The following is a 13,742-nucleotide window of genomic DNA, read 5'->3' on the forward strand; positions in this document are numbered from 1 at the left end:
ATTGCACGACAACAACTAGATAGAAGCCTGATCTAAGGCAGACTCTGTATGCATATGTTAAACCACCCGGATTTGGGCAAGGCGATGACGCTGAGCCGGTCCGGGCTGAGGGATAACCACCGCCGATCGCTCGCCCGGTTTTTGTTGTGGGTGACGGGCTTGGCTCTCATGGTGTTCGCCACTCTGCAATTGTTCAATGGCTACCCGTGGGTATCGGCCGTTGAATTTGTATTTGGCGGCCTGGCGTTTGTTGGTGTTGCCCGTATCAACCACACCCCGCATTTCGAGCGCTGGGTTTACGGTTACCTGTTTACCCTGTTCTCGTTTTTTATTGTCATCATGCTGTTGCCGGATGCCTCCATGGCGGCGTTTGTTTGGGTATTGATGATGCCTGTACTGGCGTATCTTTTGCTGGGAAGGCGCGAAGGCATGATGTTGAGCGTGCCTTTCATGATTTTGGGATGCGTTGTCTACGTCGTTTTTCTCAGTGGTATCGAGGGCCTTAGCTCTGCCGAATTCGTCATTGATTTCCTGAATATGGTGCTGTGTAGCAGCCTGATGCAGGTGTTCATGTATATGTACGAGGCCCGCCGCGAGGAAGCCGAACAGCGTTTGATCGAAGTGGCACAAACGGATGCACTGACCGGGCTGGCCAATCGAGGGAGTTTTCAGTCGACGCTGACACGTACTATCGCCGAGAGCGAACGCAGCAACACAGCGTTTGCGTTGGTGATGATGGACATTGACCACTTCAAAGCGATCAACGATACCCACGGTCATGAAGCTGGCGATTATGTTCTGCAGGAAATCGGCCAGTGCCTGCAGGAACGGCTGCGCACAACGGACTTTGTAGGTCGCCTGGGCGGTGAGGAGTTCGGCCTGATTTTACGGGATGCCCAGCCTGAAGCGGCCTATGAACTCATTGAAGAGCTTCGGCAGCGAATAGCCGCCCGCAAGGTACGTTTAGGCGGTGCGGACATAGCTGTCACCGCGTCATTTGGTCTGGCGCAATGGCCCGAAGATGGCCGCCAGGCAAACACCCTGTTCTCGGTGGCCGATCAGCATCTATACCGGGGTAAGCGAGCAGGTCGAAACCAGGTGACCTCGTCGTTCAATACGCAACCCACGCAAGAGGGTGCAGCGGCTGGAGGTGAGGGCTGAATACGGTATGCTTACGCCGACCGATCATGTTGCTCGAGGAATTATCGAATCATGTGTGAACTGCTGGCCATGAGCGCCAATACCCCGACAGACCTGTGTTTCAGCTTTACCGGTCTCACTCGCCGGGGCGGCGAAACCGGGCCGCACAAAGACGGTTGGGGCGTGGCCTTTTACGAAGGCAAGGGCATTCGCTGCTTCCACGACTCCGATGCCAGCGCCAGCTCGCGCCTCGCCGAGGTGGTGCAAACCCATCCGATCAAAAGTGAAGTGGCGCTTTGTCACATTCGGCAAGCCAATGTCGGCGAAATTTGCCTGGCCAATACCCACCCGTTTATCCGAGAACTCTGGGGCCGTTACTGGGTCTGTGCCCACAACGGCCAGCTGACTGGTTTTCGGGCACCGGAGGGGTTTTACGAACCGGTCGGCAGCACCGACAGCGAGGCGTTATTCTGCGATATGCTGAATCATCTGCGCAGTCATTGTCACCGGGACTACAGTCTGGAACAGGTGGTTGAGCGGCTGGTTAAATTGTCTTCGCAATACGCCAGCCAAGGTGTGTTTAATCTGTTGCTGAGCAACGGCGATTGGCTGTTTACCTATTGCACCACCAAAATGGCCAGCATTACCCGCCGGGCTCCTTTCGGCCCTGCCCGATTGAAAGACACCGATGTAACCATCGACTTTGAAGCGGAAACCACCCCGAACGACGTCGTCAGCGTGATCGTTACCGAGCCGTTAACCACCGATGAGAAGTGGGACATCTACCAGCCCGGAGAATGGCGGTTGTGGCGACAGGGTGAAGTAGTCATGAGAGGTGGAGTAGAAAACTAGGAATTGGTTGAGCGTATTTATCTCAAATATTGATCCGGGAGGACGCAGAAAAACATGATAGAAACTGGCAATACCCACAGCAAGATTATTGGTTACCTGCTCTGGATTTTCGGATTTTTGGGCTCGCACCGTTTCTATTACGGCAAGCCCATTACCGGCACCATCTGGTTTTTCACCCTGGGTTTGTTCTTCATTGGTTGGATCATCGATTTGTTCCTGATTCCGGCGATGGACCGTGAGGCCGACAGTCGGTTTCAGCAAGGCCAAACCGATTACAACATTGGCTGGATATTGCTCACCTTTCTAGGCGTGTTTGGGGTACATCGCATGTATATGGGCAAGTGGATAACCGGCATTATCTACCTGTTTACCGGCGGTTTGTTCTTCATTGGCGTGTTGTACGATTTCTGGACTCTGAACAGCCAGATTTCCGAACGCAACAGCGAAGGTCGCTTCGGGTAAGGCAAGCGGCAAACCGCACCCCCGGGGTTAAGGGTGCGGTCCTCTCAACGATTTCACGGTGTCTTCCAACATTTGGGCGCTGGCGTCTTCCGGGTTCACGGGCTGAGCGGCCAGAAGATGAATGCGCGACCAGAAACGCTTGGGCAAATGTGTGAGCGCCGGCCCGCCGCAATGACTGAAAACGCTGCCCCATAACCCGCGCAGGGCAAGGGGTACCACGGGCACCGGGCGGCGTTGCAAAATAAGCTCCACACCGGACCTGAACGCCGCGACTTCGCCATCCGAGGTCAACCGCCCCTCCGGGAAAATGCACACCACGTTACCAGCCGCCAGTTCCTCATCGATCCGTTCGAACGCCGCCTCGTAGATCTCTGGTACTTTTGCTTTCGGGCCGATGGGGATGGTTTTGGCCATGCGGAAGAACGTGCCCAGCACCGGTGTCGAAAAAATATGGTGATCCATCACAAAGCGAATCGGCCGCTTGACCGCGCCGGCAATTACCGGTGCGTCCATGTAGGACACGTGATTGCAAACCAATAGCACGGGCCCTTCCTCGGGAATGCGGTCCAGATGGTGATGTTTCACCCGGTAAATCGTGTGCGACATCATCCAGATGATGAAGCGCAGCGTGAACTCCGGCACCTGCTGGTACACAAAGGCAGCGACCAGCAGGTTCATGATCGAGAGCACCAAGAAAAACTCCGGAATGCTGAGCCCGATCACACCAAGCATCAACATGCCCAACAGGGCGCTGGCGACCATAAACAGGGCGTTGAACACATTCAGCGCCGCAATCACCCGGGCCCGGGTTTCCGGTGGGGTTTCCTGCTGGACAAACGCATACAAGGGCACGATAAACAGGCCGCCAGAGACACCGATACCCAACAGATCCAGCGCAACCCGGCGGTAACTGCCATCGGTAAAGATCATCCACCAATCTGACGGCACGGGTTGTGCTGGCATGTGCAGGTAGAGGTCGATACCGAACAGACTCAGCCCAAGTGAACCAATAGGAACAATGCCGAGCTCTACCTTGTGGCCAGACATACGCTCACAAACCATGGAGCCCGTCGCAATCCCGACCGTGAAAATGGCCAGCAACACCGTAACCACGGTTTCATCACCGAGCAGTTCATCTTTGGCGAAACCCGGGAACTGCGTCAGGTAGGCCGCGCCCAGAAACCAGAACCAGGAAATCGCCACCACGCTCAGCAGCACGTTGTGGTTGTCTTTGGCGATGGCCATCAACTTCCAGGTTTCTTTCAGCGGGCTGAAATTGATCTTCAGGTCTGGCGCAGCCGCTTCGGCCTTCGGAATCTTCAACGCGGAAACCAGCCCCAAACCCGCAACCACCAACACCGCGATGGCGATCATCGGACCCGGTAGCGGCGCTTTCATCATCACCCCGGCCACCAGTGTGCCGAGCAAAATGGCCACGAAGGTGCCCATCTCCACCAGCGCGTTGCCACCCACCAGTTCGGAGTTATCCAAAGCCTGGGGAAGAATCGCGTACTTAACCGGACCAAAAAAGGCGGACTGAACCCCCATCAAAAACAGCAGCAACAGCAACATCTCGTGCCAGCCGAACCACAACCCAACCGCGGCCACCACCATGATGGCAACCTCCGCCAACTTGACCCAGCGAATAATCCCCGACTTCTCATAGCGGTCGGCAATCTGGCCCGCAATCGCGGAGAACAGGAAAAATGGGAGGATAAACAGCATGGCCGCCAGATTGACCACCACGCTGGAAGAAAGACCAAACAGCCCACCGGCGTTGTAGGTCACCAACAACAACAGCGTGTTTTTGAAAAGATTGTCGTTAAACGCACCGGCAAACTGGGTGACAAAAAACGGTGCAAACCGCCGTTCCGACAACAAACGAAACTGGCTGTGATCTTCCATAACCTGGGGCACTCCGAATCCGCGGGGGTTTGCCGCAGACTATACGCGGCACCACACCCGGTCAAGCGCCTTGAGACGGGCCCCCTAAGCCGCCTGAAACTCCGCTAGACCGGCCGATACCGGAAGCTCCAGCAGAATGCGATCACCGTCCAGCAGCACCGGGTAAGTCTTAAGCCGCACGCCGTCATCCTCGAGACAAAGCCCGGAACGCAAACTGAAATGCTGCTTATACAACGGCGAAGCCACCACCGGCTCACCTCCTACATCCCCGGTAATTCCCCGTGCCAGCACGTTCGAACCACTGAACGGGTCGGTATGACTGACTGCAAATAACGCAGGCAACCGATGCGGCAAATAAAACACCGCAACCGGCCCGGCCTTCGTCCACACCGCAATGCCGGAATCCGGCACCAAGTCTTCAACGGTACAAACCACATCCCAACGAGTCTGAGCTTTCATAGATTTTCTCCAATTATTTATGCTTTCTAGTAGTTCACCAAGGCCTATGGGCCAGGTGGTGTGGGGATGCTTTTCTGCAGGAAAAAAGATGTCTGAGCGAAGCGAGTTATTTTTTCCGAAAGAAAAGTATCCCCATGCCGCCGGGCGCCGCCCCCACAACCAAAACAGGCTACAAAGAGGCCAACTCCAAAACAGGCCGACGCTGCCCCCGCTCCGAAGTCCACTGCTGCACCGGATCCTTCCGCTCCGGCGCATTCACAAACTCCCGGAAACGCTTGCGCTTTTCCGGATCCTCAACCGCCGTCTTCCACTCACACTGATACGTGTCCACAATCTCCGCCATGTGCTGCTCCAACTCCGCACCAATGCCCAAACTGTCCTCCAACACCACCTGCTTCAAATACTCCAAACCGCCTTCCAGGTTCTCCAGCCAAACACTGGTGCGTTGCAACCGGTCCGCCGTGCGAACATAAAACATCACAATCCGGTCAATCGCCTGAATCAGCGCCTCATCGGACAAGTCCGTTGCGAACAAATCCGCGTGCCGGGGCCGCATGCCGCCATTACCGCACACGTACAGATTCCAGCCCTTCTCCGTGGCAATCACCCCGAAGTCTTTGCTTTGCGCCTCGGCACACTCCCGAGTGCAGCCCGACACCCCCATCTTCACCTTGTGAGGCGCTCTCAGGCCCTTGTAACGGCTCTCCAGCAGAATCGCCATGCCGACACTGTCCTGCACGCCATAACGGCACCAGGTGCTGCCGACACAGGACTTCACCGTACGTAGTGACTTGCCATAGGCGTGCCCCGTCTCGAAACCTGCTGAAATCAGCTTTTCCCAGATCTCCGGCAACTCGCTCAACGTGGCTCCGAACAGATCAACCCGCTGACCACCGGTGATCTTGGTGTACAGGTTGTACTCTTTCGCCACCTCGCCCAGCACGATCAGCTTGTCTGGCGTAATTTCTCCGCCGGGGATACGCGGCACGATGGAATAGGTACCGTTCTTCTGCATGTTCGCCATGAAAGTGTCGTTGGTGTCCTGTAACGGCACATGGTCGGTGGCCAGAATGTGATCGTTCCAGCAACTGGCGAGAATCGAGCCCACCGTAGGTTTGCAGATATCGCAGCCCTGACCTTTGCCGTACTGATTCAGCAGGCTGCGGAAGGTGCGAATGCCGTTTACCTTCACTAGATGGAACAGCTCCTGACGGGTGTAGGGGAAGTGCTCGCACAAATCGGTGCAGACCTCCACACCCCGCTTCTCCAGTTCGCTGTCCACCACCTTCTTCAGCAACGCGGTACAGCCACCGCAGCCGGTGCTGGCTTTGGTTTCGGCTTTTACGCCCCCCAGATCCGTACAACCGGCATCAATGGCGCCACAGATGTCGCCCTTGGTGACGTTGTGGCAGGAACAGATCGAGGCGGTGTCGGGCAGCGCATCGGCACCCAGGGTGGGTGCACCGCCCTCGGTTTCGGGCAAAATCAGCACTTCCGGATTACCGGGTAGGTCCAAACCGTTGAGCGCGTATTGCAGCAAGGTGTCATAGTGGCTGTTGTCTCCGACCAGAATCGCACCCAGCAGCTTTTTACCGTCGGAGCTGACCACCATGCGCCGGTAATGCCCCGTTTGTTCGTCGTGGAAACGGATGTTACGCGCACCCGCGGTCTGGCCGTGGGCATCGCCAATGGAGCCGACATCCACGCCCAGCAGTTTCAGTTTGGTGCTCATGTCGGCACCGGTGAAGGCGGCCTCGTTGTCGTTGTTCAGGGCCGCCGCGAGGGTGCGGGCCATGGTGTAGCCCGGCGCCACCAAACCAAAGATTCGGTTGTTCCACAGCGCGCATTCGCCGATGGCGTGAATCTTCGGGTCGGAGGTGGTGCATTGATTGTTGATGACAATGCCACCGCGCTCGCCAATCTCCAGACCGCAGTCCCGAGCCAGAGTATCTTGTGGCCGAATGCCGGCGGAGAACACGATCAGGTCAGTCTCCAGGTGACTGTCATCGGAAAAGTTCATTCTTAGCCGGGCATCAGTGCCGGGCACGATGGCGGTGGTGGCCTTTTCGGTGTGCACCTGAACGCCCAGCTCTTCGATCTTGTATCGGAGTAAAGCACCGCCTTGGTCATCCAATTGAACCGGCATCAGGCGCGGCGCAAATTCCACCACACTGGCCTGCAAACCCAGACTCTTGAGGGCGTTGGCGGCTTCTAAGCCGAGCAGGCCGCCGCCCACCACGACACCGGTTTTTGCGTTATTGGCGCTGCTGCGGATGGCGTCCAGATCGTCCAGAGTCCGGTACACGAAACAGCCGTCGTGATCGTTGCCGGCAATAGGGGGAACAAACGGGTAGGAGCCGGTGGCGAGTATCAGCTGGTCATACTGATAAACACCTTTGGGCGTGCTCACCACCTGATTGTAACGGTCGATGGCAGTGACCTGTTCGTTCAGGTGCAAGTCAATGTCGTTGGTTTCATACCAATCGACGGTACCCATTGCCAAGTCTGAGTGACTGGAACCCGCGAAGTATTCGGACAGGTGCACGCGGTCATAAGCCAGCTGTTTCTCTTCCCCAAAAACCAGGATCTGGAACGAATCAGCTGCGGGGCTCTGCACAAATTGCTCGAGAAAGTGATGGCCGACCATGCCGTTGCCAATCACGATCAGGGTTTGTTTACTCATGGTGTGTTCCTCTCTCAAGGCAGCGCTCAGGCTGCTGCTTCACAATAGGGTTGGCCGAAAGCAATGGCGTTTCGGTAATCGGAAATGTCTTGGGCGCTGCGAATCAGGTCCGTGTACCAAGCGCCGTTTGTGGTGTCGCCCAGCAACATGGCACCGACCACGCGGTTGCGTTCAATCAACAGTCGGCCATAACGGTGTTTGGGGCCATCGCGCCATTGAATGGTTTCGGTATCAGGACCGGGTTCGACACGGCCGCAGGAATAAATCGGAATGCCACTGATCTTCAGGCGAGTGGGTATTTCAACCGGTGCAAAACCTTGGGCATCGGTCTGCTGGCAGAGATGTTCGGCCAGTGCTCGAGCTTGCTGGAAGCCGGGTTCCACCAGCCCGAAGGTTTGGTTGTGAAACTGGCTGCACTCGCCAAGCGCGTAGACAGCGGGATGGGAAGTGCGCATTTGCTGATCGACGCAAATGCCGCGCTCGCAGTGCAAGCCGGCGGCAGCGGCCAGTTCGGTATTTGGCGTAATGCCCGTAGCAATAACCACCAGATCGGTGGTGAGCAAGGTATCGTCATGCAGTTGAACGGCTTTGACCTGCTGTTTGCCCAGCAAGGCCTTGGGTGCATAACCGGTCAGGACACTCAGGCCGCGGTGCTCCAACAGAGCTTTCAACATATCGCCGGAGGTGCGATCCAACTGTCGGTTCAGCACGTGGCTGCTTCGGTGTAATAGCGTCACCGTCATGCCTCGTGCCCGAAGGCCTTCTGCCGCTTCCAGACCCAGAAAACCGCCGCCGATCACCAGGGCGCTCTGGCAGTACCTCGTTTTTTCGATCATGGCGCGGGTGTCCGACAAGCTCCGGAACATCAACACGTCATCCAGTTCTTCACCGGGTATGCCCAGAGACGAGGGGTTAGAACCGGTCGCCAGTATGAGCTTGCTGTACGGTTGAACGAATCCGTGGGCTGTGACAACCCGGCTTTGCTCAACCTCAATGCGGGCGATGGGTTCGTGATTGCGCACCTCGATCTGATGTTGCGAGAACCAATGGGCGGGTTTGAGGGCAAGGTCGGTTTCGGTGACCTCGTTGGCAAGTAGGGAAGACAGCTGTATGCGGTTGTAGGCCGACACCGGCTCGCCGTTAAAGACCACGATCTTGCTAAAGGGGTGACCATTGGCGACGAGATGTTCGATCAGGCGTTGGGCCACCATGCCGTGGCCGCAGATCACCAAGGGAGCGGTTGGGTGTGTGGTCATAATGAGCGCCTTTCCTGATTCAAAAAAAAGCCGGAGCACCGCTGTCTCCCGAGAGAGCGCGATGATCCGGCGCCAATGCCAACAACAATGATCTTTTGGTTCAGCCGTCCTTAGCCGATTCGTCGTCCCTAAAATATCTAATGCGATCTCCGTGCCAGTTTTTAAAGTCTGTAAATTTCAATCAGTTGAAGGATTTTTTTGCTGGTTTTCTAGGTTGTGCCTGCCCTTTGCTGGGGCGCGATGCCCGACGATGAAGCTTTTTGGGGCTGGCCTGTTAATTGCTCAGTTGATTCTTAGCGATGCGAATCAGCCATGGCGATGACAGGAGCAATAACGTGAGCAAGACATCGGGTTCGGCCAGACCACAAGCGGCTACCGCAGCAGACTTTCTGATCGCTTCGCGACAATGCGAAGTGCGCAGCCTCGAGTACTTTTTATTGATGGGGCGCTTGGTGCAAAGCAGTGGGCACCTGATCCATGAATTGCAGCGAGAACGGGGGATCAGTAGCCTTTATCTAGGCTCGGCCGGCCAACGCTTCAAGGGCGAGCGTGCGCACCTCATCGTGGGAACCAATGAGCGGGCAGAGCTGTTCAATCAGGCCTTGCGCGATATCCAGCACGAGTTAATCAGCCATCCGGTCAGCAGTCCGTTACTCGGCCATATTGCCCGTGCCCTTCATGCTTTGGGGCAGCTAGAGGCTATCCGCCATCGAATTGAAGCGCAGACCATTGAAGCGCAAGAGGCGGTGGGCTGGTTCTGCGATACCATCCACCAGTTGATTACCGTGGTGTGCGAGGCCGCAGACACGGTTGTGGAACCTTCCATTGCGGGTTTGCTGGTCGCTCTGGTGCAGGTGATGACCGGCAAGGAATACTGCGGGCAGGAGCGGGCGGCTGGCTCCACGGGGTTTGCCCGCAGGCGTTTTGATCACGCACTGTCTCGGCGCATGATGCACCTTGTTGAAGCGCAGGATCGGTGCTTTGACGTGTTCGTTGCTCATGGCCCCGGGGACAGTCTTGCACTTTGGCGGCAGCTGCGTGCGCACCCTCGTGAACTTGAAATAGAACAGTTGCGCCAGATGGCTGTTTCGATTGGCCCATACAAGCCCTTGGCACCGGAGCTGGCAGAGCGCTGGTTTGCTTTGATGACGGAGCGAATGGACGATCTGAAAACAATTGAGGACGCCGTTGAAAGTGCTTTTCACCATCGCTGCGTGGAACGGTATACCGAAGCCCGACGTTCGTTAGCGGATCAGGCAACGCTGTTGGCTTCGTTGGAGCAAAACGTGCAGACAAGCCGGTCGATCCTGGACTTGATTCAGGAACAAAATCGCAGATTGCAGCAGATGTCCGACGAGCTCCAGTTCGCAAAAGAAGCGCTGGAAGAACGACGGACTCAGGAAAAGGCAGTACTGCTGTTGATGGAGCATCGCAATATTGATGACGACGAAGCACACAGACTGTTGCGCAAGCTGGCGATGGATCAGGGCAAGCGCCTGCCAGAGGTTGCGCGTGCGCTGATTGCCACGGCAAACGTGCTGATTTGAACGCCGATGCCCGGGCTTTGCCAATGCAAAGCCCGGGAGAAGGTCATGCTGTGGCCTTAGCCGGAGTGGAATCGGAAGGAGCCTTTTGTTGGCTGCTTCGGCGTGTATTGATGGATTCAAACTTCCGCTGTTTCTCGTACAGAAACGACAGCACTTCCTGGCGGTAATGCACATATTCGGGGTTATCGGCCAGCGCGACCCGGTCGCGAGGCCGCGGTAACTCAATCCGAAGGTCTTCACCAACGGTGGCTGAGGGGCCATTGGTCATCATGATGATGCGATCCGACAGCAACACGGCCTCGTCCACGTCGTGGGTGATCATGATGACCGTATTGTTCAGCTCCTGCTGGATGTCCATCAAGGAATCTTGCAGGTGGGCACGGGTTAAGGCATCCAGTGCCCCGAACGGTTCGTCCATCAACAGTACGCTGGGTTTCATCGCCAGTGCCCGGGCAATGCCGACCCGTTGCGCCATGCCCCCGGAAATTTCGCCGGGTCGTTTGCCGGCGGCGTGGGCCATATTCACTAATTCCAGATTGTGCAAAATCCACTCTTTCCGTTCCTGCCGGCTCATGGTTCTTTTAAACACCTGCCGTACCGCGAGTTCGACGTTTTCGTAAACGGTCAGCCACGGCATCAACGCGTGGTTCTGAAACACCACGGCGCGCTCCGGCCCGGGGGAATTTACTTCGTGCCCGTCCAGAACGCAGCCCCCTTTGGAGGCTTGAAGCAGCCCGGCCACAATATTAAGCACGGTGGATTTGCCGCAACCCGAGTGCCCGATCAGCGACACAAATTCGCCCTTCCGGATTTTCAGGTTCACGTTGTCGAGCGCGATGAACGGCCCTTTTGCTGTATCAAACGCCATTTCAACGCCCGTCAGTTCAAGATGTAATTTAGCCATGGAATTCACCTTATTCGCTTGCGGAGTGCCGAGAACGGCCTCTTCCAAAGTCAGATTCACAGAGTCGTGCTCAGTGGCCTTCGTTCCAGGCCACCTTTCGCTGAATCAATTGCATCACTCGGTCCAAAACAAACCCGATAAACCCGATGGCGAGCACCGCCACCATAATGCGGCTGAGTGACTGGCTGCTGCCGTTCTGGAATTCGTCCCAGACAAATTTGCCCAGGCCCGGGCTCTGGGCCAGCATCTCTGCGGCAATCAGCACCATCCAGGCAATTCCCAGTGATACCCGAAGCCCGGTGAAAATCATCGGTATTGAGGACGGTAGAACCACTTTACGAACATGGCTCCAGAACGACAGGTTGAGTACCCGGGATACGTTAAGAAGGTCTGGATTGACTGCCGCTACGCCAACGCTGGTATTAATCAGCGTGGGCCATAAGCTACAGAGGGTGACGGTGATCATCGAGGTCAGGAACGACTTCTCGAACATCGGGTCGTCGCTGACATAGGTGGCGGAAACCACCATGGTCACCAGCGGCAGCCACGCCAGAGGTGACACCGGTTTGAAGACCTGAATCAAAGGATTCACCGCTGCCTGAAAGTGTCGGTTCAGCCCGAACAGGATGCCCAGCGGAACGGCGATCAGTGCCGCCACCAGAAAACCCGCAAGGACCGTGATCAGGCTGGTGCCAATTTGGTCAATGAAGGTGGGGGCGCCGGGGTAGTCACGGATGCGGACTTCGGCGTCCGGGTTGTCTGCCAGAATGCGCGCGTTGCGCTGCTCTTGCATGGTGATGAAGCGGTCGGCCTTCGCGCGCTGATTCGAATGTTCCTGCCACAGCTGGCCGGCCTGCTCCCAAACCTGTGCCGGTCCGGGAAAGGTGCCCAGGGAGGTGTTTACCTGAGGCGCAGCCAGATGCCAGAAGCCCACGAACACCAAGATGCCTACAAACGGGAGGATCAATTGGCGGCCTGATGCAGCCAGATTCGAGGGGGCGAAGTTCTCAAGCAGCTGCCTTAAGCTGACATTCATGGCCTGGCCGAACTTTCCGGTGAGTGAATTCATCTACATTCCCCCTTTAAGGCGTCTGGTCAGCTTTCAGACCGATCTCGAAACGATCGATGTAAGCGTTGGGTGTTTTCGGTGTGAAGGGCACACCGTCAATAAGCGCGCCCTGAAACGGACGCTCGAAGTTCTCTTCTGAGAAGTCCGGGAAATCGCTGGCGGCCAGCAGACCGTCGTCGATCAGTGACTGGGCTGCTTGGGCGTACAGGTCGCCCCGGTATACTTTTGCAGCGGTTTTCATGTACCAGTCGTCGGGCTTGGGTTCGGGAATCTGGCCCCAGCGGCGCATCTGCGACAGGTACCAGATAGCATCGGACGGGTAGGGGTAGGTGGCGTGATAGCGGAAGAACACGTTGAAATCAGGCACCTCCCGAACATCCCCTTTCTCGTACTCAAAGGTTCCGGTCATGGAGTTGGCGATGACTTCTGCATCGGCCCCTACGTAGCTGGACTGGGCGAGAATCTTGACCGCTTCGGCGCGGTTTGCGTTGTTATTCTCGTCGAGCCAATGGGCCGCCCGGATCAGGGCGCGCAGCAAGCGGAGGTGCGTGTTCGGGTATTTTTCTGCCCATTCTTCGGTCACCCCGAAAACCTTCTCCGGGTTGTTCGGCCAGATTTCGTAGTCGGTAATGACCGGTACACCTACATCCTTGAACACAGCCTGCTGGTTCCAGGGCTCACCCACGCAGTAGCCCTGAATCGTTCCGGCTTCCATGGTTGCGGGCATTTGTGGTGGGGGCGTGACCGAAAGATGCACATCGGCTTGTAGGGTGCCACTGGTATCTCCGCTCTGGGGCGCATAATAGCCGGGGTTCAATCCACCGGCAGCGAGCCAGTAGCGCAGTTCATAATTGTGGGTGGAAACCGGGAAGACCATGCCCATTTTGAAGCGCTCGCCGCGATCACGATACTGGTCGATGACGGGCTTCAGGGTTGCGGCACTGATGGGATGGGCCGGCTTGTCGCCGTCCAGGGCAAGCTGGGGTTTCATGGTTTCCCAAACGTCGTTGGAGACGGTGATGCCGTTGCCATTCAGATCCATGCTGAAGGCGGTGATGATATTGGCCTGCGTGCCATACCCGATGGAGGCACCAAGAGGCTGACCCGCCAGCATGTGGGCGCCGTCCAGCTCGGAGGTGATCACCCGGTCCAGCAACACTTTCCAGTTGGCTTGGGCTTCCAGTTCAACAAACAGCCCTTCATCAAGGAAGTAGCCCTGTTCCCAGGCAATCGCCAGAGGCGCCATGTCGGTAAGCTTGATGAAGCCCAGCTTGAGATCCGGCTTTTCGGCGGGGCCTATCCCGGCCTGTGCGAATGAGGCCAGGCCCAGCAGCAATACGGTGATGCCTGACCGAAGGTGTTTCAGGGTTCTTGCCATGATGTGACTCGCTCTGATCTTCAGCATCCTTCTTTAACGCAAAAGCGCCTACCCTCCGTTACCGGAAAGCAGGCGCCTTTGCCCGAG

The 13,742-nt window shown here is 56.7% G+C and carries 11 protein-coding genes; 4 read left to right on the forward strand and 7 right to left on the reverse strand.

The features are described from left to right. Window positions 1-48: 48 nt before the first annotated feature. The 3 genes from MWU64_RS09210 to MWU64_RS09220 are packed head-to-tail and all read left to right on the forward strand — an operon-like array spanning window position 49 to window position 2,454. Window positions 49-1,161 (forward strand): sensor domain-containing diguanylate cyclase, encoded by a 1,113-nt coding sequence (locus MWU64_RS09210; protein WP_247063707.1) that lies wholly within the window; start codon window positions 49-51, stop codon window positions 1,159-1,161. Window positions 1,162-1,212: 51 nt separating this feature from the next. Then, window positions 1,213-1,992 (forward strand): class II glutamine amidotransferase, encoded by a 780-nt coding sequence (locus MWU64_RS09215; RefSeq protein ID WP_247063708.1) that lies wholly within the window; start codon window positions 1,213-1,215, stop codon window positions 1,990-1,992. A gap of 54 nt (window positions 1,993-2,046) precedes the next feature. Then, window positions 2,047-2,454, forward strand: a complete 408-nt coding sequence (locus MWU64_RS09220) for a TM2 domain-containing protein (protein WP_247063709.1) — start codon at window positions 2,047-2,049, stop codon at window positions 2,452-2,454. 27 nt (window positions 2,455-2,481) lie between these two features. Here the strand turns inward: MWU64_RS09220 and MWU64_RS09225 are convergent, their stop codons facing one another. The 4 genes from MWU64_RS09225 to MWU64_RS09240 all read right to left on the reverse strand — a co-directional run bounded on the left by MWU64_RS09225 (window position 2,482) and on the right by MWU64_RS09240 (window position 8,757). Further along, window positions 2,482-4,359 carry an MFS transporter gene (locus tag MWU64_RS09225; protein ID WP_247063710.1) on the reverse strand — a complete coding sequence of 626 codons (1,878 nt, stop codon included), beginning with the start codon at window positions 4,357-4,359 and terminating at the stop codon, window positions 2,482-2,484. A gap of 84 nt (window positions 4,360-4,443) precedes the next feature. Continuing rightward, window positions 4,444-4,818 carry a nitrite reductase small subunit NirD gene (gene nirD, locus MWU64_RS09230; RefSeq protein ID WP_247063712.1) on the reverse strand — a complete coding sequence of 125 codons (375 nt, stop codon included), beginning with the start codon at window positions 4,816-4,818 and terminating at the stop codon, window positions 4,444-4,446. A 169-nt stretch (window positions 4,819-4,987) separates the two neighbouring features. Beyond that, the gene (gene nirB, locus MWU64_RS09235; RefSeq protein WP_247063714.1) at window positions 4,988-7,501 is read right to left on the reverse strand and encodes a nitrite reductase large subunit NirB; all 2,514 of its coding nucleotides are present in this window, start codon (window positions 7,499-7,501) and stop codon (window positions 4,988-4,990) included. A gap of 26 nt (window positions 7,502-7,527) precedes the next feature. Next, window positions 7,528-8,757, reverse strand: coding sequence for an FAD-dependent oxidoreductase (locus tag MWU64_RS09240; RefSeq protein WP_247063716.1), 1,230 nt, complete (start codon window positions 8,755-8,757; stop codon window positions 7,528-7,530). 335 nt (window positions 8,758-9,092) lie between these two features. Between MWU64_RS09240 and MWU64_RS09245 the strand changes: the two genes are divergently transcribed. Beyond that, entirely contained in the window at window positions 9,093-10,304 is a 1,212-nt protein-coding gene (locus MWU64_RS09245; protein ID WP_247063718.1) for a nitrate regulatory protein, read from the forward strand. A 43-nt stretch (window positions 10,305-10,347) separates the two neighbouring features. On the opposite strand, the gene MWU64_RS09250 is transcribed toward MWU64_RS09245, so the two are convergent. From MWU64_RS09250 to MWU64_RS09260, 3 genes are all read right to left on the reverse strand, one after another. Further along, window positions 10,348-11,208 (reverse strand): ABC transporter ATP-binding protein, encoded by an 861-nt coding sequence (locus tag MWU64_RS09250; protein ID WP_247063720.1) that lies wholly within the window; start codon window positions 11,206-11,208, stop codon window positions 10,348-10,350. 70 nt (window positions 11,209-11,278) lie between these two features. Then, window positions 11,279-12,277: an ABC transporter permease gene (locus tag MWU64_RS09255; RefSeq protein ID WP_247063721.1), complete on the reverse strand. Its 999-nt coding sequence runs from the start codon at window positions 12,275-12,277 to the stop codon at window positions 11,279-11,281. 13 nt (window positions 12,278-12,290) lie between these two features. Then, window positions 12,291-13,655, reverse strand: a complete 1,365-nt coding sequence (locus MWU64_RS09260) for a CmpA/NrtA family ABC transporter substrate-binding protein (RefSeq protein ID WP_247063723.1) — start codon at window positions 13,653-13,655, stop codon at window positions 12,291-12,293. Window positions 13,656-13,742 lie beyond the last annotated feature (87 nt).

The sequence above is a fragment of the Marinobacter sp. S0848L genome, assembly GCF_023016065.1.
Classification (GTDB): domain Bacteria; phylum Pseudomonadota; class Gammaproteobacteria; order Pseudomonadales; family Oleiphilaceae; genus Marinobacter.